Genomic DNA, 21436 nt, shown 5'->3' with positions numbered 1-21436 from the left:
GCCAGTCACTTGCCACGTTTGTCCCCCTCCCTAGAGACCGCACTCGAAAAGGCCCTGACGTTCGCATCAGAGCGTGATCATGAATACGCCACACTGGAACATTTGCTTCTGGCGCTGACGGAAGATGAGCATGCCCGCGAAGTGATGGGCGCCTGCAAGGTCAACATTGACGCCCTCAGCGCCGACCTCAGCCGATACATTGACGAAGAGCTTTCCAGCCTGACAGTGGATGAAGGCGAAGGCCGCGTTCAGCCGACCGCTGCGTTCCAGCGTGTTGTCCAACGCGCCATTCTTCACGTTGAGAGCTCGGGCCGCGACGAAGTTACCGGCGCGAATGTGCTGGTCTCGATCTTCTCTGAACGTGAAAGTCACGCTGCCTACTTCCTGCAGGAGCAGGACATGACCCGTTATGACGCGGTGAATTTCATCTCGCATGGCGTGGCCAAGCAGCCGGGCATGTCGCGCCCATCCAGTCCACGCGGTGCGGAGGCTTCGGAAGAAGAGCCGGTCAAGCAGGGTCATGAGGCGCTCGACGCTTACTGTGTGAATCTGAATGACAAGGCGCGCTCCGGCAAGATCGATCCGCTGATCGGCCGGGACATGGAAGTGAACCGCTGCATTGAAGTGCTCTGCCGTCGCAGCAAGAACAATCCGATCCTCGTCGGCGATCCCGGTGTGGGCAAGACGGCGATCGCCGAAGGCCTGGCCAAGAAGATTGTCGATGGTGAAGCCCCTGAAATTCTGGACGAGGCTGTTATCTGGTCGCTCGACATGGGCGCCCTGTTGGCCGGTACGCGCTATCGCGGTGATTTCGAGGAACGCCTCAAATCCGTGATGAAGGAATTGGAGCAGCAGGAAAAAGCTATCCTGTTCATTGATGAGATCCACACCATTATCGGCGCTGGGGCGACCTCCGGCGGCGCGATGGATGCGTCAAATCTGCTGAAGCCTGCGCTTCAGTCCGGTGGCCTGCGTTGCATGGGGTCGACCACCTTCAAGGAATACAAACAGCATTTTGAAAAGGACCGGGCCCTGTCGCGCCGGTTCCGCAAGATCGATGTGGTTGAGCCAACTGTTCCGGATACGATCAAGATTCTCACGGGTCTTAAGTCCCGCTTCGAGGATTTCCACGGCCTGCGCTACACGAATGATGCCATCAAATCGGCAGTTGAACTCGCAGATCGCTACATCACCGACCGCAAATTGCCGGACAAGGCGATTGATGTGATCGACGAGGCTGGCGCCGCGCAGTGGTTGTTGCCTACGTCGAAACGCAAGAAGACGGTGGGGCAGAAGGATATCGAGGCAGTCGTGGCCAAGATCGCCCGCATCCCCCCCAAACAGGTTTCGACCGACGATGCAGCCGCGCTCAAATCACTGGAGACCGATTTGCAGCGGGTCGTGTTTGGCCAGAACGATGCCATCACGGCGCTTTCGGCAGCCATCAAACTCGCGCGTGCCGGCCTGCGTGAACCGAACAAGCCAATTGGCTCGTACCTGTTCACCGGTCCAACCGGCGTCGGCAAGACCGAAGTTGCCAAACAACTCGCCTCCATCATGGGCGTCGAGATGCTGCGCTTCGACATGTCGGAATATATGGAGCGTCACACCGTTTCTCGTCTCATCGGCGCGCCTCCGGGCTATGTCGGCTATGATGAGGGCGGCCTGCTGACCGATGGCGTCGACCAGCATCCGCACTGCGTGCTGCTGCTCGACGAAATCGAGAAGGCGCATCCGGACCTGTTCAACATCCTGCTTCAGGTCATGGACAATGGCACACTGACGGACGCCAATGGCCGCAAGGTAGACTTTCGGAATGTCATCCTGATCATGACAACGAATGCCGGGGCGTCCGATGCCTCGAAGAACTCCATCGGCTTTGGCCGTGGCAAGAAGGACGACGAGCAGGAAGAGGCACTCAAGCGTCTGTTCACGCCGGAATTCCGTAACCGTCTTGATGCGACGATCACTTTCGGCGGCCTGACGCCAGAGATCATTGATCGTGTGGTCGAGAAGTTCATTCTTCAGCTCGAAGTCCAGCTGGAAGATCGCAACGTCTCCATCGAGATCACCAAGCCTGCACGCGACTGGCTCGCCAAGCGCGGCTTCGACGCCGACATGGGCGCCCGGCCGCTGGCGCGGACGATCCAGGAACACGTCAAGAAGCCGATGGCGGAAGAACTCCTGTTCGGCTCGCTCCAGAAGGGCGGCGTGGTCAAGATCGACATCGACAAGAAGGATGAGGAAAAGCTCGCCTTCAAATATGTTGCCGAGAAGCCGAAGAAGAAGCCTGTCGCCAAGAAAGGCTCTGCTGAAGAGCCGGCATAGAATACTGGCAGTACGATTTCAGAAATGCCCGCAACGTCCTGTTGCGGGCATTTCTTTGCCTGCGATCTCAAGACGGTGGCCGAAGTCGCATAAACCTTGTGCAGGAACATGCTGTTTTCGAAGGAAATTCGCTGATCGCGTTCGGATTGTCACAATGGTCCACTAGGAGTAACGCTACGGCAAGCATGGTCTAGAGGTGACGAGATGACCGATGCGATTTTGACGACGGGATCGGCCACCACGGCGCCAGCGCAGAAGGCGGCGCGGTTAGTGCATATCGATGGGGCGCGGGGCTATTTGCTCATTGCCATGTTCATCGCACACTTCAATTTCACGCACTGGACGCCTGTGATCCGGTTTCATCACGGGAATTTCTCGCCTGTCTGGGATGGCGAGTTTTTTGTTCTCTTGTCCGGTTTTGTCTGCGCGCTGAGCTATCTTCGGCCCTTCTTCAAAGGCGGTATGGTCGCCTGCGAACTGGCCGTTTTGAAGCGGCTACGCTGGGTCTATCTCTATCAGATCATCGTCGCACTCTCGATGCTGTACCTGTTTGTGTCGGCCTGGCCGATGCGGCTGGATTCCCAATATGTACCAGACCTCGAAACACCGCTGTTCGTGCAGAGCCTTCAGGTTTTCACCTTCGCCAAGCAGCCGCTCTATCTCGGCATTCTGATCCTTTACATGATGCTGATGCTGTTCATTCCGGTCGGGCTTTGGTTGCTGGAGACAACGCGGACGCGCCTGTTCTTCGGAATTCTTGCGGCCTGCTGGCTGGTTGCTGCGGCGGGTTTCGATCAAGCGGTATTGGGCTGGATCTTCGCGCATGTTTTCGACACGCGGCCTTTCCTGTCTCTGACGGGTATCTTCAATCCCTTGTCCTACGCGGTCATTTTCTATGGCGGATTCTATCTCGGCTACCGGTACAAGACGGAAGGCTGGGACCATTTCAAATCCAGCATTCTGCCCACGAGCTATCCGGTCTTCTACGCGGCGCTTGCCATCACAGTGGCCTTTGCAGTTGCGGAAGCCGGGCGAGGCATGCTTGGGTCGCCTGAATGGCTGGTTGAGCCAAAGCGCCGGAATGTGTCTGGCATCGGCCTGATCAGTCTCGCTGCGATCTCGTATATCTTCTACTTCCTGCTGAACCGGGAAGACTTGGCAAAGCCCCTTATGTGGGCGCGGGCTGTGGTGGATTCTGTGTTGAGATTCCCGCCTCTGGTAATGGTCGGCCGGAATTCCCTGTTCGTGTATAGCGGCCATGTCGTGGCGGTCTTTACGGCCAGCTACTTCATTCTCTCCAACGGGTTTGAAGACAATCGGATTGTGGTGATGGTTGTCCAGATCTGCGCTCTGGCAGCTTTGCTTGGCGCGGCGCGCCTGAAGAAACGCTACCTCCCGGCCCTGCCATAGGGCTTGCCTTCCCGTGGGGAGGGCGCATCACACTGGCATCAATAAAATCCTCGGGAGGGAACACATGTCAGGATCCATTGGCGGGGCGTGCGAGTCAAAATTCGCCGCCGTGAAGGAAGAATTCGAACGCAACTTTGCAGAGCGTGGAGAGGTTGGCGCCTCGGTCTGCCTGTCAGTGAATGGCGAAACGCAGGTGGACCTCTGGGGCGGCATGGCGAACCCGGAAACTGGTGATGCCTGGCGTGAGGATACGATCTCCATCGTCTTTTCCTGTTCCAAGGCCGCCACCGCGCTGTGCGCCCATATCCTGATCGACCGGGGTGAGCTGAATCCCGAGGCGCTGGTCGCCGACTACTGGCCGAAGTTTGCCAAGAACGGCAAAGAGAAGACCACGGTTCGCATGATGCTGAACCATGAAAGCGCGCTGCCGACCCTGCGCGACCCGGTCCGGCCAGGCGGGTTCGAGGACTGGGACTACATGATCCAGCGACTGGAAGATGAGGAAGCCTTCTGGGAACCGGGCACACGCAATGGCTACCACATGATCAATTTCGGCTGGACGGTGGGCGAACTGGTCCGCCGCGTGTCCGGCAAGTCGCTCGGCACCTTCTTCCGCGAGGAAGTGGCCGACAAGACCGGCGCGCGCTTCTGGCTGGGCCTGCCTGAGACCGAAGACGTTCACATCGCGCCGATCATTCCGTATGCGCCGAAGCCGGACGATGTTCCAACCGAGTTTGCCATCAAGCTGGTGACCGAGCCGGAATCCATCCAGCACAAGAGCTTCATGAACAATGGCGGCTGGGACTTCAATAACCGCAAGTCGCAAGCCGCTGAAATCGGCGGCGGGGGCGGCCTCTCGAACGCGCGCGGACAGGTGGCGATGTATACGCCATTGGCAACCGATGACGGCACGCTCGTCTCGCCTGATCGCCTGAAGGCCATGAGCATGGTGACAACAGCGACGCAACGAGATGCGACGCTTCTGGTCCCGACCCGGTTCGGCCCGGGCTTCATGAAGTCCATGGATAATCGCGAGCTGAACCTCGGCCCCGGCACCAGCGTCATCATGGGCGAGCAGGCCTTCGGCCATGTCGGCGCAGGCGGCTCCATCGGTTTCGCCGATCCCGAAGCGGGCCTCGCCTTCAGCTACACGATGAACCAGATGGGCAGCGGCATTCTCGTGAATGACCGCGCGCAAAGCCTGATCGATGCGGCCTATCGCGCGCTCGGCTATCGCACCAATGCACCTGGCGTATGGGTGAAGTAAGCCGCGACCCGATTAGCCATCGTCGCTGGCTTCGCCAATCCCGCCGACCTGGAGCATGCCTTCCTTGGCGGCTTGCGCCCGTGCGACGCCTTCGCTGCGCGCGGGCGGAGCCATGATTTCCGGCGGGTCGGTTTCCTGAAGGTAGATGGTGCGGCTCGGAAAGGCGAAGCCCGTGCCCGCCTTTTCGATAATGTCCATCACGGCGACGGCGAACTCTTCCTTGATCTCCAGCCACTCGCCCCAATTCTTCGTGTGGGTGAAAGTGTAGATCAGGAAGTCGATGGAGCTGGCATTGAAGCTGTCCACACGCACGAACAATGCGGCTTCCGGCGGCTTGGCGAACCGGTCATCATTCCAGAGCCAGGCCTCGATTTCGTCGCGGATATATTTCAGCTGGTCCACGGTCGTGCGATATTCCACGCCGACCACCCATTTGATGCGCCGGTGCGTCATGCGCGAGAAATTGGTCACGGCCGCATCTGACAGTGCGCTGTTGGGAACATAGACCGGGCTTTTGTCGAACCGGCGGATAAGGGTCGAACGGAAATTGATCTTCTCGACCGTTCCTTCGACCACACCGTCTGCCTTGACCCACTCGCCGGGAATGAAACGCTTCTCTGAAATGATCAGCAAGCCGGAGATAAGGTTCTTGAACAAGTCCTGCGCGCCGAGGCCGACGGCGATGCCGAGCACGCCAAGGCCGGCCAGCAGGGGCGCGATCTGGATTCCCCATTGCTCCGCCACGGCGCCGAGACCCAGTACGATCAAGATGATCTGCAACGCCTTGACCATCCAGTCGACGGCGGCGGGCGACAGGGCGTCTCTCAGACCCGCGAACAGATATTCGAAGGCATGCACCGCGCGAGACAGCGTCCAGAATACGGCAAGCGTGATGATCGAGCGCAGAATGCGAGTCGCGTAGATTTCCGCCTCGCCGGAAATATTGGTCACCTGCAGCGCGATATAGATACCGATGATGACCGGGACGATCTTGAGCGGCGTCGCGATGGATTGAACGAGCGCGTCATCAAAGCCCGACTTGGTGCCGGACGCCAGGCGCATGATGGTCTTCACGATCAGCCGTGCGAACAGGCCGCGGATCATCAGCGCGATCATGATGATCACAACAGCGATGGTGATCTCGCCATAGGTCAGACCATAAGCGCCATCATTCCAGATGTTTCCGATGAAGGTTGCGGACTCGCGCGCCCAGTCGGGGGCATTCTGCTCAAACCAGCTCGAAGATTGTGTCAGGGCCATGCGGCGCTCCATCTGTTTCATCCGGTCGCGACCGGGCCTGTGGAGTGCCGTTTGCTAATCTGTGTTATGCGGCCTGTGAAGGGTTGGGGGTCAGCCCTTTATGTCGCGCCACTCGCCGGGGGCAAGGCCATTCAGGGTCCAGTTGCCGATTTGCGCACGCACAAGGCGCAAGGTTGGATGCCCGACTGCGGCGGTCATGCGCCGGACCTGTCGGTTGCGGCCTTCGGTAATGGTCAGTTCGATCCAGCAATCTGGTACCGATTTTCGAAACCGGATTGGCGGGTCGCGCGGCCAGAGATCTCCTGGCTCGTCCATCCGTCTCACCTTTGCAGGAGCGGTGCGACCATCATTCAGGTCTACTCCGGAGCGGAGGGCCTGCAATGCCTTGTCATCCGGAATACCCTCGATCTGGGCCCAGTAGACCTTGGCCATCTTGGCTTTCGGATCGGAAATGCGGGCCTGCAGCTTGCCGTCATCGGTCAGGAGTAACAGGCCCTCACTATCCCGGTCGAGCCGGCCAGCGGGATAGACACGTGGGACGTCCATATAGTCCGATAGCGTCTCACGCGAACTCGCCAGCGTACTCTTGTCGGTGAATTGGGAGAGCACATTGAACGGTTTGTTGAAGGCGATAAGGCGGGTCATGCGTCAGGGCCTTCGGGCAACAGGCCGAGCGCGGATGCGGCGGCGGGTGTTCGGATCCAGATCCAGTCACCAATCCCTTCGCTGGTGCCGCCAGGTTCGTCCGTCTCGATCCAGCCCATTGCACGGTAAAACGTGCGGGCAGTGGTGTTGGATGTATTGCACTTCAGTGAGAGCGCGCTGCCATAGCGCATCATTGTAGCAACCATCAGCGACCGCCCAATGCCGTGGCGGTGATAGGCCGGGTCGATGAAGAAATGATGCAGGAAGTGGTCGGGGTCCCAGACGCTCGAAAAGCCGACCGGTCGGTCATCCTTTTCTGCAACCAAAATGCTCTCGCCAGCCGTTTGGCGGTCAAACTCGGCGGCATCAACGCGTTCGATGCCAGCCAGCGGGAACACGTCACGGCTCGCCCGATAGAGGATGGTAGCAAGAGCCTCCCGGTCTGATGCTACAGCCTCCCTGATCACGCGTTCACGATCTCATGCAGGGATTTCAATGTGCTGAGCAGGCCTTCGGCCGACGAGATCGGCAGGCAGCTCGGTCCATCGCACAGGGCCTTGTCCGGGTCGGTATGGAATTCGAGGAAGACGCCATCCGCGCCGGCGGCAATGGCCGACTTGGCGATGATGGCCACGCCGTCGCGTCGCCCGCCGGTGGACGCGCCGCCCGTGCGCGGGTCGGCGCCTGGAAGCTGGACAGCATGGGTCGCGTCGATGGTCACCGGGCAGCCGAGCTTCTGCATCTCGGGAATGCCGAGCATGTCGACGACGAGATTGTTGTAGCCAAAGCTGGAGCCGCGCTCGCACAGGATCACGCCGACATCTGCAGCTTCACCGATCTTGGAGACGATGTTCTTTGTATCCCACGGTGCGATGAACTGGGCTTTCTTGACCTGGATGATCCCGCCCGCTGCGGCAGTGGCCTTGGCGGTGGCGACAACCAGATCAGTCTGGCGGCACAGGAAAGCCGGGATCTGGACGATGTCGGCCACCTCTGCGACGGCTTCGGCCTGACCGGCTTCATGCAGATCGGTGCAGATCGGCACGCCGAGCTTGGCCTTTACGCTGGCCAGCATTTTCAGGCCATTCTCAAGCCCGGGGCCGCGAAACGACTTGATCGAGGAACGGTTCGCCTTGTCGAAGCTGGCCTTGAAGACATAGGGCAGACCCAATTGTTCGCAAACGCGCTTCAGCTCGGTGCCAACTTCAAGGGAAAGGCCCTCGTCTTCGAGGACGTTGAGGCCCGCAATCACTGAAAGCGGTTTGCCGGTGCCGATGGTCCAGCCGGAAGTCTTGTGGGTCAGCACGTTCATCTGGGTCTCTCCGCTCAGGTGTTTTTCCAGCAAATAGCGTTGTTTCAGGCAAAAGGTAAGTCGGAGCGTTCATGCCGTTTCCATAAACAAAGAAGCCGCCCTCTGGGGCGGCTTCCGTGAGTCCTCGGGACCCAACAAGTCTGGCAGCGTTTCAGCGTGCCTTCAAATATCTCTATGCGCCGACAGGAGGCTGCTCCGGCCGGGCACCACAGGATATAAACTTGTTGATCCCTCTGGTTTTCTCACTCGACATGAATCACCTCCTTTCAAGCGTGCAACAGGCACGAACTTTGTCCAGAACCGTTCCGGACGAATCAAAGTTAAGCATGATTTGCGCCATTACAAAGTTAACTTCGCGGCTTTTTTGAATGACTGTTTCATGACGCACAAAAAACGCCCGGACCTTGGGCCCGGGCGCGTTCAGTTTTCATACGCTGATCATGTGTCAATCATAGGCCAGCGCGCCGACAACCAGTCCGATGATGGCCCCCGTTGCGACGGAGGCGAGAATCGCATCTCCGCTATGATGGTCCCGCGCCCAGTAGTGTCCCGGTGGCGGCGCGTAGAGGCCGTAGGTGTGATAGTCGCGGATATAGACCGTATGCTGGTGCGGGCGATACCAGCCACCGACATGGTAGCGCGGTTGGTAGCCACGACGATAATAGGGACCATAAGCCCGGCTGTAGCGCACATAATTGTGACGGGGCGGTGCATAATGGCGATGCGAACGCGCGGGCGCGCGATAGACATGGCGCGGCGCGGGGCGGTAGTCGCGGCGCGGGGCATGGTGGCCGCGATTGTAATGGCCTCTATTATTGTGGCCATTATTATAGCCTCGATTGCCACGATTATGGTCACCGCGGTGCCCATTGTCGCGTCGACCATTGTCCCGGTGTCCCCGGTCTCCACCGCGATGGCCGCCATCATGATAACCGCCGCCGCGATTGTGATCGCCGCGTCCCCGTTCTGCATAGGCAGCGGGAGCGGCAAGAAGTCCGATCGTGGCCGTTGTGGCCACCAATGTGGTGAGTGTCTTGAACAGCTTCATATCGGGCAAAGCCTCCGAAGATTGGCCCCTTGGAAACCGTTTCCGGGGCAGCCATTTCCCGCATCCTGCGGGCTTATGACAGTCAGGCTAGGCCTGCGGGGCTGAACTCTGGCTGAACACCGTGTTAAGGAAACTCCATGGCTGAATTCGGCGACATCCGCATAAATGACGAACTGACACTGCCTGCATGGGAAGTGTCGGAGGCATTCGTGCGCGCGTCCGGGCCAGGCGGGCAGAACGTCAACAAGGTGTCGACTGCGGTACAGCTGACCTGGCACGTCGAAGCGTCATCTCTGCCACCTGATGTGAAGGCGCGCTTCGCCAAACTGTATGCCAACCGGATAACCAAGGATGGCCGACTGATGCTGGAGGCTTCGGAGCATCGGAGCCAGGCGCTCAACCGGGAATCTGCGCGCAAGCGGCTTGCCGAGATGATCCTTCGTGCCAGCCGTCGCCCGAAACGGCGCATCAAGACCAAGCCGACCTATGGCAGCGTCAAACGCCGCATCGCCACAAAGAAACGCCGAGGCGAGATCAAATCCCTCCGCGGCAATGTCGACCCGACAGAGTAGGGCGCGCTAGCAGCAGCCGCCCACCGGCGCGGGGCCGCTGGCGTCTTGCGTCTCTGCAAATACGTCCGGCGCGGCGCAGCCGGGGAAGACGCCGAAATGGATCTTGCCGTCGCCGACCACCTCGAAGAATGGCGCAAAGCGGGTTTCCATGAGCATGGCGAGCGTGTTGCCGCAGACCGGGAAGACGCGACCGGCTTCAATCTCGTGCTCAGCATCCAGAATGAAGACGCGCTCCATGCCTTCGACGCCGCCCTTGTAGATGACAGCCTGGCCGTAATCCTCGCAGGCCGTCTCCAGACCGTCGAGCTTCATCAGGCGTGCTGTGACCGAGGCAAAGCGGATCGGCTCGACCTTTGCCTTCAATTTCGGATCTATGATGGCAAGGCGGCGATGGTTGACGACGCGCGGATCGGCAAAGCCAGCCGCCATCGCGATGGCTTCATAATCGTTCCAGTAGAGCGCCCCCGACAGGCATTCGCCATACAGGACCGGATCATCAATCAACTCCTGCGGGATCCGCCGGTCGGCATAGACGTCCGAGAAATAGAGCTCGCCGCCGGGTTTCAGCAGGCGGTGGGTCTGCCGGAAGACTTCCGGCTTGTCCGTGCAGAGATTGATGACGCAATTGGAGATGATGAGGTCAAAGGAATTGGGCTCAAGATCAAGCTCGCCCAGCTTTTCCAGTTCGCCTTTCACAAAGCGCGTATTGGGCGAGTCGTAGCCAAATTGCTCGGCGTGCCAGGCCTCATGTGCGCGGGCGACGTCCAGCTGCTCATCCGTCATGTCGACCCCGGTGACGTGGCCGGTCGGGCCAACCAGCTTGGCCAGGGCGAACACGTCGCGTCCGGCCCCGCTGCCAAGGTCCAGCACTTTCAAACCTTCCAGCGCGGCCGGGATGGCGAGGCCACACCCATAATACTTCGCGGCCACATCATCATGGACGGCGGCGAGGGCGGCCGAGACATGCGCCGCTGGACGAGACTCCGTCGTGCAGGCATCGGTCTTCAGGTCCGACGAGCTTGTCAGCGTCTCGCCGTAATAGGTTTTCACCACATCCTGCATCTGGTACATTTGAGTCTCCGCATTGATCGGGGCGACCCTAGGCAGGTACGCCAGTCGTTTCCAGTCACGGATATGTGTGCGAGCGCGCTAGCCCTTCTTGATCGGCTTGCCGCGATAAGGGCTCTTGCCTTGGGGCTTGCGCGCGCCGTCGGCCTTGTCAGCATAGGGGTTCTTGCCCTGCCGGACGAACAGGCGGATCGGCACGCCATGCATGTCAAAGGCATCGCGCAGATTGTTGATCAGATAGCGCTTGTAGGTTTCCGGCATCTGGTCACCGCGCGAGGCGATGAGCACGAAGGTCGGCGGACGCGCCTTCATCTGGGCCATGTAGCGTGGCTTGATGCGCTTGCCCTGAACGCTTGGCGGCGGATGGCGCTCAACCGTGTGGCGCAGCCAGCGGTTCAGATCGCCCGTCTTCACGCGTGCGGTCCAATCCTGATAGACCTTGACCACGGCTGGCATCAGCCTGTCCGTATGCCGACCAGTCAGGCCGGACAGGAACACGACGGGTGCACCGCCAGCATTCGGCATCAGCCGGTTGGCAAGATCCCGGATATGTTTGGCGGCTTCATCCGGCTTTTTCACCGTGTCCCATTTGGAAATGACCAGCACGACGCCGCGGCCTTCGCGCAGGGCGAGGTCGGCAATCAGCAGGTCCTGTTTTTCCATCGCCTCGTGTGCGTCCATGACGAGGGCAATGATATCTGCATATTTCAGCGAGCGGATCGTCTCGCCAGTCGACATCCGTTCAAGGCGCTCCTGCACCTTGTTCTTGCGGCGCAGGCCAGCGGTATCGACCAGGCGGATGCGGCGGCCTTCCCATTCCCAGTCAATAGAGATGGAGTCGCGCGTGATGCCGGCTTCGGGACCGGTCAGCAGGCGGTCCGATTGTAGCAGCTGGTTGATCAGCGTGGACTTGCCGGCATTCGGGCGGCCGACAATGGCCAGTTTGATCGGCTTGTCGTCTTTTTGTGGCTCGGGTTCAACGTCGACATCCGCCGCTTCAATGGCAGCGACGAGATCATCATCGGACACAGAGAAATCGTCGATATCGATATGGGCCAGCTTCTCGATGATGTCCTCGGCGGCGCGGGGATCATAATCCAGTTCGGCCTCCTGCAGGGCGAGCTCGAACGCTTCCTCGCCCAGTGCCTGACGAATGGCTTCGTAAAGTTCGGCCATGCCCTCGCCATGCTCGGCAGACAAGCCAATCGGTTCACCCAGGCCCAGCGACCAGGCATCCATCACGCCGACCGTGCCCTGTTTGCCTTCAGCCTTGTTGGCCGCCAGAACGATCGGGATATTGGCCTTGCGCAGCAAGGCGGCAAAGTTCTCGTCTTCCGGGGTGACGCCGACACGGGCATCAATCAGGAAGAGGGCCAGTTCAGCCTCGGCAATGGCGGCCTCGGTCTGTTGGCGCATGCGGGATTCGAGACTGTCGTCATAGGAGGTCTCATAGCCCGCTGTGTCGATCAGGACCAATGGCAGGGAGGCAAGACGCCCTTCCGCCTGCTTCCGGTCACGCGTCACACCCGGCTGGTCATCGACCAGCGCGATCTTCTTGCCGACGAGGCGGTTGAACAGGGTCGACTTGCCCACATTGGGGCGTCCGACGATGGCGAGTTTCAAAGGCATGGCGGGGCCCGCTCCTATGCGTTCAGGCGAGGCGCGCCAGCCCGGCGCAGCCTGCTACTGAATCGCAACCAGTTTTGCTTCATCGGTCAGCAGGAAGACTTTTCCCTGCACGGCGATGGGTTCGATGTAAGTCGTGTCCTTGATATCCAGAGACGCGGTCTGTTCGCCCGTCTGCGGATCAAAGGCGAGCAGCTCGCCATAGGACGAAACGATCAGGATGCGTCCCGACGCAAGAAGCGGACCGGAATAGCTGATACGTTTCTTCTTTTTCTTCTCGTTCTTGTACTGCGGCAGCTCGGTGACCCAATAGGCGTCGCCTGAGCCAGCATCCAGCGCCGCCAGCGTGGCATTGGTGCCGATGACAAACAGGAATTTCCCGCTGAGCGCTGGGGCTTGGGTCGAGCCGATGGGGCGCGCCCAGACGCGATTGCCGCTGCGCCCGTCAATCGCGACCGTGATGCCGGACTGGCTCGACGCGAAGACGAGGCCACCGGCCAGAACCGGGCGTGAGCCGATATCGTTGATCTCGGAAATCGGTGTGAAGCGGCCGGCCTGCGAAATGGCATCCGTCCAGAGGCGACGGCCATTATTCGCGAGATAGGCAATGATCTCACCAGAGGAGTAAGGCGCGATCACGAAGTCTTCGATGGCGGCCGGGCTTGGGCTGCCGAGGACGCGGGCGGATTCCGCAATTGCCTGATCGCTCCAATCGGTCTCGCCGGTCTCAAGGTCCAGCGCGAACACTTCATTATTGTTGGAGGCGACAAAGATCGTGCCGTCCTTGACGGTGGGGGCACCCGTCATGGGCACGCCAAGCTCGCGCTTCCACAATTCGGTCCCGTCTTCGGCGCTGACGCGTGTGACATAGCCAAAGCCACTTGCGACGATCAGCGTATCATCTGTCACGGCAAGGCCGCCGCCGAGCGCGGTCTTGTCGCGCTTGGTCAGGCCTTTGAGTTCCTTTTTCCAGAGCGTGCGGCCGCTGGAGATTTCCGTCGAATAGATCGTCTGGTCCGCATCCAGCGTGTAGATGGCAGTCTCGCTGGCGACCGGTGGCGTGGTCACGGCAGACTTGTTGCTGGAGCCTTTGCCGACCGAATTGCGCCAGGCGATTTTCAGGTCAGGCGCTGCGTTGACGTGGCCTGGTGCCTTGGCGGGGGTCCCGCCTGCTTCCGGCCAGGATGCCATATCCGTGGGAGGCAACAGTTCGATGGATTCCGTGGCCAGCTCAGGCTTGGCCTCAACCGCTTCCTCCGCGAGCACCATCGTGACGCGGCCAGCCTTGTCGAGCTGTTCCTTGTCGTCATTGCCGGAATTGCCGAAGAACGGAATGCTGCTGCAGGCCGTCAGGGCGATGAACGCCGTTGCGGTTGCGGTCAGCTTGAGTGGGCGTGAAAGCCTCATTGGCCGGTCTCCTCGATATCGGCAGTTTCAGCGGGCGCTTCGCCCTCAACTGGTGTCTCAGTGTCGCTTGCGGTCGTTTCTTCAGCTGGCGCTGGCGGGATCGCAGCAAGGGCGATCTCGGCGCGGCGCTTCACGCCTTCGGGCGCAGCCGCATCAAAGCGGAGACGGTTGAACTCGGTCCGGGCGCGGGCAATGTCGCCGCTCTCGAAAGCTTTCGCCGCGATCAGTTCACGGGCAAGCGCGCCGAGCGGGCCTTCATCCTCGACCAGGCTGCCGAGCGTCGCTTCAAGGTCTGCCATGGACTGGGTGTCGACCGAGAAATACGCCGTCTTCAGGATGGACAGGCGCTCATACGGGCTGCCTTCCACGGCAGCCACGGCCGATAGGGTGCGGGTTGCGCCATTGGCGTCGCCGCCGCCCTCATATTGGGTTTGCGCCAGGTATTGCGCTGCCAAAGGTGCGATCTTGCCACTGCCTTCGGCCAATTCACGGAACGCGGCTTCGGCCTCGACGTAATTGTCTTCTTCCAGCAGGGTCAGGGCGTTCTCGAAGGCGAGCGCGCGTTCTGCCCGGGCCTGTTCAGCCTGTGGGCGCAACACGAATTCATTCAGGGCCACCGCCCCGATGAGCAGCGCTGCCGCGCCATAGATAAAGGGCCTGTAGCGTGTCCACAGGCCTTCCATCTTGTCCTGGCGCAGGCTTTCATCGACTTCGTCAAAAATGTCGCTCAACGTGGCGCTCCGATCGGGTAATCTGACTTCGGGGGGAACCTAGACGCGCCTGCGCCCAGCTGCAACGTGTCAGGGCTGTTTCGCCTCAGGTTTTCGCAGGGAATAGGTCTCGGCTTCGCCGGGGAATTCGCGGGACCGGACGTCGACAGCAAACTGGCCGAGGGCGGTGTCGATCTCGCTGCGGAGGTCGGCGTAACGGCGCACGAATTTCGGCGCCCAGTCGAACAGGCCCAACATGTCCTGTGTGACCAGTACCTGGCCATCGCAGCTGGCGGACGCGCCGATGCCGATTGTGGGGCAGCTGACGGCCTTGGTAATCTCGTCGGCGAGATCGCGCGCAACGCCTTCGATGACAATGGCAAATGCGCCCGCTTCGTCTGCAGCGCGCGCCTCGTTCAGCACGATGTCGCGTTCGGATTCGGTGCGGCCCTTGGCGCGGAAGCCACCATCGACATTCACCGCCTGCGGGCGCAGGCCGACATGGCCCATCACCGGAATGCCACGCTCCACAAGATGGGCGATCTGGGTAGCGGCATAGGCGCCGCTCTCGATCTTGACCGCCTGACAGCCGGTTTCCTTCATGATGCGGGCGGCATTCAAAAAGGCCTGATCTTCGCTCGTCTCGTAGCTGCCAAAGGGCATATCGACGACGACGAAGGCCTGCTGGCTGCCGCGCATCACGGCCTGACCGTGCAGGATCATCATCTCCATCGTCACGCCAACGGTCGAGGGCAGGCCATGGACCACCATGCCGACGCTGTCGCCAACGAGGATCAGGTCGGCATGCGGGTCCATGATCTCGGCCATTGGCGCGTCATAGGCCGTCAGGCAGACGAGCGGTTCACCCCCTTTGGCGGCGGCGATATCCTTGACGGTTTTTCGGGAAATACGAGTTTGTTTCGACATGGCCAGCGACTTAGCCTGCCTCAGACCGGCGGGCAAGCGCATGTGAACGGTCGCTCCGGCGCTGCCGGATCAGCTGCGGCCTTTGGGGAAGTGCTGCAGGGCGGTGGGTATGTCCACCCACTCATGCCGGGTTTCTTCCCAGACCGAGCGGATCGGCCCGGGAAAGCGCGGATCTGCGATCGCCCCTACGGCGATACCTGCTGCTTCCGGGTGCTTTTCCGTGACCCAGTAGACGGTAGACCCGCAAGTGGGACAAAAATAGGTCGTGAAGGTACCCCCGCTGTCAGCTTCGCGTGTCCAGGGGGTAGCCTTGCCTGTAATGGTCAAAGCAGTGAGCAGGTAATATGCCCCCACTCCGAAGGGGGAGCCGGTGCGACGCTGGCACGCGGCACAGTGACAGGCGACAACGGCCGGCGTGATATCGTCAGGCAGTGTGACTTTCAGGGCGCCGCAAGCGCATTGCGCATCCATGTGACTACACTCCCGGCACGACAGGCACGCCGATCAGCCATTGATGCAGGTGGAAGACGAACGCGACATACACGCCGGTCCCGATCACCAGTGCGCCAATGTCTCCCTTATTGGACACCGCCACATCAGCCGGCGGGCCATTGTCGCCGCGCTTCTTCACTGCGATCCGGTCGATCACGGCATAGGCGAGGAAGCTGCCGAACAGGATGATCGAGTTCCACTCGCCATTGGCCAGAAGGTGACCAAGCGCCCAGAGCTTCACCGCCACCAACATGGGGTGCTTCAGGGCTTTCTTGATCCGGCCTGTCGGCAGGTTGGCAGCGACGAGAAAGATCAAGGCTGGCAGCATCAGCGCCATGTTGACGTGTGAGCCCCAACTGGGCGCGAAATAGAGCGATCCCATCCAGCGCGCTGCGTCATAGCCATAGATAATCAGGACCAATCCGATCAACGAAATCAGGCTGTAGAGCCCCATATAGGGGCCGTAGCCTATGCGTTGTTTCAGATCCTCTCCCGGTTTTCGGCTTCGAAACGCGGAAAACAGGTGGACCCCAAAGAACACAACCAGCCCGGCAATCAGATACGGCATGACGATTTCCTCCCGAGCGGGAGTCTATGCGGAGTCCGGGATGTGGGAAAGTGGAAAGCCTGAAGGCGGCCTCAGCCCTCGGGCTGATCCTTGAGCCAGACTTCGACATCGCCTTTTAGCTTCAGCGTGAGAGGCTTGCCCTTGCGATCAAGCGCCTTGCCAGCCGCAACGCGGATCCAGCCTTCAGATACACAATACTCCTCGACATTGGTTTTCTCGGTTCCATTGAAGCGGACACCGATTTCGCGTTGCAGCAAATCTGCATCGTGAAACTTGCTGTCTGGATCAAGGGCGAGGCGGTCTGGGAGCGTGTCGGTCATGTGATGCTGTTTGCCAGCGAATGCGGGAATTGCAAGAGCCCAGACGCAACTTGATGGCCCGAAATGGGAATGAAGACATGGTTAATGGAAAGTAGTGGAATCATTTCCCCACTAAACCGGGCTTTATGGAACTGTCGCTATTGGTTACCGCAGAACAGAACAGGCTGATATGCGAAGTATATCCGACATCAAGCATTACCGTACAATGCTCCAGAACGCGCGAACGCTCGAAGAAGCGGTCGTCATGGAGCAAATGCGCGCGACCTCGAGAAATTTGTCAGCGCTCTACGCGATGTTGTGTGTCGCGTCGCTGTCGCTCGGGATGAGCTTCCTGAACCATGCGCCGTTATACCTGACACTCGGCCTGCCATGCCTGTTCATCGTAGGGAGTATCCTGCGGATCAATCACTGGCGCGATTCACAGGCTGAATTCACAGATCCCCTGCGCGCCCAGCGTGATTTCGTGGTGATAGAAATTGGCTCGCTGATCATCTTTGCGGTCATCGGAGGCTGGATTGCTCTATTGTGGCCCTACGCGATCGGTCGGCAGGAAGCGCAATTGGCTCTGTTTACCGGCCTGATCGGCCCGGTTGGCATGATGTGCTCAATGCCGCGCCCGCGTATTGTGGCAGCTGGCTTGTCGGGGACGTTGCTGATATTCTGCTTCGTCTTCGTGCGCCATGATCCGTTTTACTATGGCTATATGGCCGTGCCGATGGCGGTGTCGTATGCGGCATTCCTGAAAGTGTCCCTGACTTACAAGCAGCGCATCGCGGAATCGGTGATGCTGCACAATGAGCTGGTCTCTGAGAATGAGCGGGCTTCGGGCCTGGCGGAATCCAATCGCTTCCTGGCCTTGTCAGATACCCTGACCGGCCTGCCGAACCGCCGCCGCTTCTTCGAGCAGATAAACCTTTTCTTCGAGCGCAGCCCGAATGGGGAATTGCCGATTGTCGGACTGGTCGACCTGGACGGCTTCAAGCCTTTGAATGACGTGTTCGGACATTCGGCAGGGGATGCCATGCTGGTGGAAACAGCAAACCGCATGAAGGCAGCGGCGGCCCGCTATGGTGGTTCGGTCGCGCGCCTTGGCGGGGATGAGTTCGCGTACGTCCTGCCGTGGAACACATCGCGCGAGGAAGCCATGAAGTTCTCGCTGGAACTGGTCGCTTCGATCAGTCACCCGGTTGTCCTGCCGAGTGGAGATATCAGCCGCGTATCGGCCTCGGTCGGCATGTCTTCGCGCAGCTTTGATGTCGCCTCGGCAAAAGACCTGCTTGAGCAGGCGGATTTTGCCCTGTTCCGCGCCAAGGAAGCGACGTCCGGCCCCGTGGTCGAGTTTTCGTCTCATCATGCCGCCAGCAAACGCCGCGAAGTGCTTGTGCATCAAGCCTTCAAGAATGCGGATCTCGACAAGGAAATTCATCTGGTTTTCCAGCCGATCATCGACACGCGCGATGGGGCCATTCGGCGTTGCGAGGCACTGGCGCGCTGGGACAGTCCGGAAATTGGTATGGTGCCGCCGGGCGAGTTCGTGCCGATTGCCGAGAAAGCCGGCATGACCCAGGAAATGACTCTGGCAGTCTTCCGCAAGGTGATTGCCCAACTGAAGGTTTGGCCGGAAACGGCGCGGATTGCGGTGAACCTGTCTGCGCAGGATGTGAACAGCCGGCAGTGTACGGACCTGCTTGCCTCGATGCTGATCCGCCAGCCGCCGAGCCTGCGCCAGCGCATTTCGATTGAGGTGACCGAATCCTCTTTGCTGACGGATTTCACCGAAGTTCACAACAACCTGCTGAAATTCCGGGAACTGGGTGTGAAGATCGCGCTGGATGATTTCGGCACGGGCTTCTCGTCCCTGCGGTACTTGCAGGAATTGGAATTCGATATTGTGAAGATCGATCGAAGCTTCATTTCGTCAATCGACCACAATCAGAAAAGCTTTGGCCTTGTCCGGACGATCAGCCGCCTCTGCCGGTCGCTGTCGATTGCCTGTGTGGCGGAAGGCGTGGAGACCCGCGAGGAACTGGACCATGTGCGCTCGGCCGGGTGCCATCTGGTCCAAGGCTATATCTTCACCAAGCCCCTGATTGCCGAGAAGATGCTGCCTTACCTGACCGGCGAGCTGAAGTTCGACGGCATGGGATCCATGCTGTCGGTCCCGACCCAGGTGGTCGCCTGATCGACTTCGCCCTGCAAGGCAAATTTCTTGTTACCGCCCGCCTCATGGTCATGCTATGGAAACAGCAGGGACGCCTGAAAGGCTGTGAAGGGAACAAATTCAATGACACTATCCGTAATCAGCGCCGGTTTCGGGCGCACAGGCACGATGTCGCTCAAACTGGCGCTCGAGCAACTTGGCTTCGGGCCGTGCCATCACATGATCGAGGTCATCGAGAATGGCGAGGCACAGGTTCCGCTCTGGAATGCTGCGCTGGCGGGCACACCAGACTTCGGCGCCATCTATGACGGGTACAATTCCGCCGTGGACTGGCCAACCGCGGCCTTCTGGCAGGAGACGGCCGAGGCCTATCCGGACGCGAAGATCATCCTTTCGACGCGTTCCGCCGAGAGCTGGTACAGCAGCATATCCGAGACCATTCTCGCCACCGTCTGGGCGCCGGACACATGGCCGCCGCAAGCGACCGAATGGTTCAAGATGGTGACAAAAGTGCTGGAGCGCAGCTTTGGCGGCGCGAAAGACAAGGACAGCCTGATCGCCGCCTTCAACGCGCACGAAGCCGAAGTGAAGGCGACCATTCCCGCCGAGCGCCTTCTGGTCCATTCGGCCAAGGATGGCTGGGAACCACTCTGCGCCTTCCTGGGTAAGCCGGTGCCCGCCGAGCCTTATCCGCGTACCAACAGTAAGGAAGAATTCTTCCAGCACATGACCAAGGCCGACAACATGTAGGCTGGCCGCGCCAGCAGGTGCGACGCCTGTGAGGGCGCTTCGGGGGAGTTTGTATTTTCGTGAAAGGTGGTGCGGTCAGGGGTCCGGACCGGGCAGGGCGTAGCTTTGGCTGAACGGCATCTGGCAGCTTGGTTCGCCCGCATCAAGTCGCACATGGTCACGGTGTTCGCCGGGATGGGCGGAGTCCAGATCGCCGATTGCAAGGCGGAAAGCCTTTGACCATGTGAAGGCCAGCGGGTCCGGTTCGCGCTCATGCGGCGCGTCGCCGATCCATTGAAGATACACGGTGCCGCGATGGTCGATGACCGTCATGAACGGAACGCCCCGGCCCTTCAGCGCCCGCACATACAGGCGCAGGGCGACCGTCTGCAGCCAGATCCAGAACCGGTAGGGTTCCAGATGCGGCTTGAGCGGGCCGACAGGGGCAAACAGCGTGTCCATGCAGCCAATCCTGCCACGGCGCCAAGTCCGGTTGGATAGGGCGTAGAAAAAACCCCTGACCTGCGCGGCAGGTCAGGGGTTTTGACGTTAAAGGGCCGGGGACAGGCCGGGTGGTCTCCCCGGATCAATTAGTAACTCTTCGGCAGGCCCAGCACGCGTTCGGCGATGAAGTTGAGGATCATTTCGCGGCTGACCGGGGCGATGCGGGCGAGCATGGCTTCGCGCATCATGCGCTCGACATGGTATTCTTTCGCGTAGCCCATGCCGCCATGAGTCAGCACGGCGGTCTCGCAGGCGCGGAAGCCAGCTTCGGTGCCAAGGTATTTCGCGGAATTGGCCTCGGCGCCGCAATCCTGCCCGGCATCGTAGAGTCCTGCCGCCTTGTAGGCGAGCAGTTCGGCGGCGGAGAGTTCGGCCCAGGATTTTGCCAGCGGATGCTGGATGCCCTGATTCTGGCCAATCGGGCGGCCAAAGACGACGCGCTCTTTCGCATAGGTCGCGGCCCGCTCCAGCGCGGAAAAGCCGAGGCCGATGGATTCCACCGCGAACAGGACACGCTCGGGGTTCAGGCCCTGAAGCAGGTATTTGAAGCCTTCGCCTTCTTCGCCGATCAGGTGGTCTTTCGGCACTTCGAGCCCATCAATATAGAGCATGTTGCACTCGACCGCCTTGCGGCCCATTTTCGGGATCGGCTGGCGCTCGATCTTGTTCGGGTCGAGGTCTGTGTAGAACAGGGAGAGGCCGAGATACGGCTTGGCGCACTGGTCCTTGGGCGTGGTGCGCGCGATGATCAGGATCTTGTCGGCGCGCTGGGCGCCAGTCGTCCAGATCTTGCGTCCATTGATCGTGTAGCCGGTGTTCGTGCGCTCGGCCTTGGTTTCGAGGCTGGACGTGTCGAGGCCGGAATTCGGCTCGGTCACGGCAAAGCACATCTTCTCCTCGCCAGAGATGATCTTGGGCAGGTTTTCGCGCTTCTGTTCCGGATTGCCGAAGCGCTCCAGGGGCTTCGGCCCGAAAATGTTGAGATGGATGGCCGAGGCGCCGGAATAGCCCGCGCCGGTGCGCGTGACGGTCTGCATCATCAGCGCGGCTTCGGTCAGGCCGAGGCCCGCGCCGCCATATTC

Annotated in this window: 21 protein-coding genes; 6 read left to right on the top strand and 15 right to left on the bottom strand. The window is 60.2% G+C overall.

The genetic code is table 11. The annotated features are described in order from the left end of the window. The first annotated feature begins 9 nt into the window (after window positions 1-9). The 3 genes from clpA to B2344_RS08850 all read left to right on the top strand — a co-directional run bounded on the left by clpA (window position 10) and on the right by B2344_RS08850 (window position 5005). A complete protein-coding gene (clpA, locus tag B2344_RS08860) occupies window positions 10-2328 on the top strand; it encodes an ATP-dependent Clp protease ATP-binding subunit ClpA (RefSeq protein WP_034810967.1) in 2319 nt (772 codons plus the stop codon). Between the two features lie 204 nt (window positions 2329-2532). Further along, window positions 2533-3738, top strand: coding sequence for an OpgC domain-containing protein (gene opgC / locus B2344_RS08855; RefSeq protein ID WP_290485039.1), 1206 nt, complete (start codon window positions 2533-2535; stop codon window positions 3736-3738). 64 nt (window positions 3739-3802) lie between these two features. Continuing rightward, a complete protein-coding gene (locus B2344_RS08850) occupies window positions 3803-5005 on the top strand; it encodes a serine hydrolase domain-containing protein (protein WP_290485038.1) in 1203 nt (400 codons plus the stop codon). Window positions 5006-5017: 12 nt separating this feature from the next. Here B2344_RS08850 and B2344_RS08845 read toward each other — a convergent pair whose 3' ends face one another. From B2344_RS08845 to B2344_RS08825, 5 genes are all read right to left on the bottom strand, one after another. Beyond that, on the bottom strand, window positions 5018-6265 hold the full coding sequence (locus B2344_RS08845) for a mechanosensitive ion channel family protein (RefSeq protein WP_290482790.1): 1248 nt from the start codon (window positions 6263-6265) through the stop codon (window positions 5018-5020). Between the two features lie 90 nt (window positions 6266-6355). Continuing rightward, the gene (locus B2344_RS08840) at window positions 6356-6910 is read right to left on the bottom strand and encodes a pseudouridine synthase (RefSeq protein ID WP_290485037.1); all 555 of its coding nucleotides are present in this window, start codon (window positions 6908-6910) and stop codon (window positions 6356-6358) included. After that, on the bottom strand, window positions 6907-7377 hold the full coding sequence (locus B2344_RS08835) for a GNAT family N-acetyltransferase (protein WP_051607448.1): 471 nt from the start codon (window positions 7375-7377) through the stop codon (window positions 6907-6909). The genes B2344_RS08840 and B2344_RS08835 overlap by 4 nt, the downstream gene beginning before the upstream one ends. Beyond that, window positions 7374-8222, bottom strand: coding sequence for a 3-deoxy-8-phosphooctulonate synthase (gene kdsA, locus B2344_RS08830; protein ID WP_290501811.1), 849 nt, complete (start codon window positions 8220-8222; stop codon window positions 7374-7376). The genes B2344_RS08835 and kdsA overlap by 4 nt, the downstream gene beginning before the upstream one ends. Before the next feature lie 445 nt (window positions 8223-8667). Next, window positions 8668-9270, bottom strand: coding sequence for an RcnB family protein (locus tag B2344_RS08825; RefSeq protein ID WP_290479780.1), 603 nt, complete (start codon window positions 9268-9270; stop codon window positions 8668-8670). Window positions 9271-9407: 137 nt separating this feature from the next. On the opposite strand from B2344_RS08825, the gene arfB reads away from it, so the two are divergent. Beyond that, window positions 9408-9842, top strand: a complete 435-nt coding sequence (gene arfB, locus B2344_RS08820) for an alternative ribosome rescue aminoacyl-tRNA hydrolase ArfB (protein ID WP_206991108.1) — start codon at window positions 9408-9410, stop codon at window positions 9840-9842. A 6-nt stretch (window positions 9843-9848) separates the two neighbouring features. Here arfB and B2344_RS08815 read toward each other — a convergent pair whose 3' ends face one another. From B2344_RS08815 to B2344_RS08780, 8 genes are all read right to left on the bottom strand, one after another. Then, complete coding sequence (locus B2344_RS08815; RefSeq protein ID WP_349679789.1) at window positions 9849-10904, bottom strand: methyltransferase domain-containing protein; 1056 nt, start codon at window positions 10902-10904, stop codon at window positions 9849-9851. Between the two features lie 87 nt (window positions 10905-10991). Further along, the gene (gene der / locus B2344_RS08810; protein ID WP_206991107.1) at window positions 10992-12539 is read right to left on the bottom strand and encodes a ribosome biogenesis GTPase Der; all 1548 of its coding nucleotides are present in this window, start codon (window positions 12537-12539) and stop codon (window positions 10992-10994) included. A 54-nt stretch (window positions 12540-12593) separates the two neighbouring features. Further along, complete coding sequence (locus B2344_RS08805; protein ID WP_290485034.1) at window positions 12594-13943, bottom strand: PQQ-like beta-propeller repeat protein; 1350 nt, start codon at window positions 13941-13943, stop codon at window positions 12594-12596. Then, a complete protein-coding gene (locus tag B2344_RS08800) occupies window positions 13940-14674 on the bottom strand; it encodes a hypothetical protein (RefSeq protein ID WP_290482344.1) in 735 nt (244 codons plus the stop codon). Before B2344_RS08800 ends, B2344_RS08805 begins: the two co-directional genes overlap by 4 nt. Before the next feature lie 69 nt (window positions 14675-14743). Next, window positions 14744-15580 (bottom strand): 3-methyl-2-oxobutanoate hydroxymethyltransferase, encoded by an 837-nt coding sequence (panB, locus tag B2344_RS08795; RefSeq protein WP_206993252.1) that lies wholly within the window; start codon window positions 15578-15580, stop codon window positions 14744-14746. Between the two features lie 69 nt (window positions 15581-15649). After that, on the bottom strand, window positions 15650-16051 hold the full coding sequence (locus tag B2344_RS08790) for a GFA family protein (RefSeq protein WP_290485033.1): 402 nt from the start codon (window positions 16049-16051) through the stop codon (window positions 15650-15652). 4 nt (window positions 16052-16055) lie between these two features. Further along, a complete protein-coding gene (locus B2344_RS08785; RefSeq protein WP_290481144.1) occupies window positions 16056-16640 on the bottom strand; it encodes an NnrU family protein in 585 nt (194 codons plus the stop codon). 71 nt (window positions 16641-16711) lie between these two features. Further along, window positions 16712-16960: a DUF3297 family protein gene (locus B2344_RS08780; RefSeq protein WP_290485032.1), complete on the bottom strand. Its 249-nt coding sequence runs from the start codon at window positions 16958-16960 to the stop codon at window positions 16712-16714. A gap of 169 nt (window positions 16961-17129) precedes the next feature. Here B2344_RS08780 and B2344_RS08775 point away from each other — a divergent pair, with 169 nt between their 5' ends. Both B2344_RS08775 and B2344_RS08770 read left to right on the top strand, forming a co-directional pair. Then, window positions 17130-19142: a putative bifunctional diguanylate cyclase/phosphodiesterase gene (locus B2344_RS08775; RefSeq protein WP_290482343.1), complete on the top strand. Its 2013-nt coding sequence runs from the start codon at window positions 17130-17132 to the stop codon at window positions 19140-19142. A gap of 102 nt (window positions 19143-19244) precedes the next feature. Next, window positions 19245-19871, top strand: coding sequence for a sulfotransferase family protein (locus B2344_RS08770; RefSeq protein WP_290482342.1), 627 nt, complete (start codon window positions 19245-19247; stop codon window positions 19869-19871). A gap of 75 nt (window positions 19872-19946) precedes the next feature. Here B2344_RS08770 and B2344_RS08765 read toward each other — a convergent pair whose 3' ends face one another. Further along, window positions 19947-20312 carry a hypothetical protein gene (locus B2344_RS08765; RefSeq protein ID WP_290485031.1) on the bottom strand — a complete coding sequence of 122 codons (366 nt, stop codon included), beginning with the start codon at window positions 20310-20312 and terminating at the stop codon, window positions 19947-19949. Window positions 20313-20440: 128 nt separating this feature from the next. Next, window positions 20441-21436: acyl-CoA dehydrogenase family protein (locus B2344_RS08760; protein ID WP_290485030.1), on the bottom strand; the 996-nt coding region annotated here is incomplete at its 5' end.

The sequence above is a fragment of the Hyphomonas sp. UBA3195 genome (assembly GCF_002366485.1).
GTDB lineage: Bacteria > Pseudomonadota > Alphaproteobacteria > Caulobacterales > Hyphomonadaceae > Hyphomonas.
Note: the sequence above shows the minus strand (reverse complement) of the source record. Positions and strands in the feature narration are given on the sequence as shown.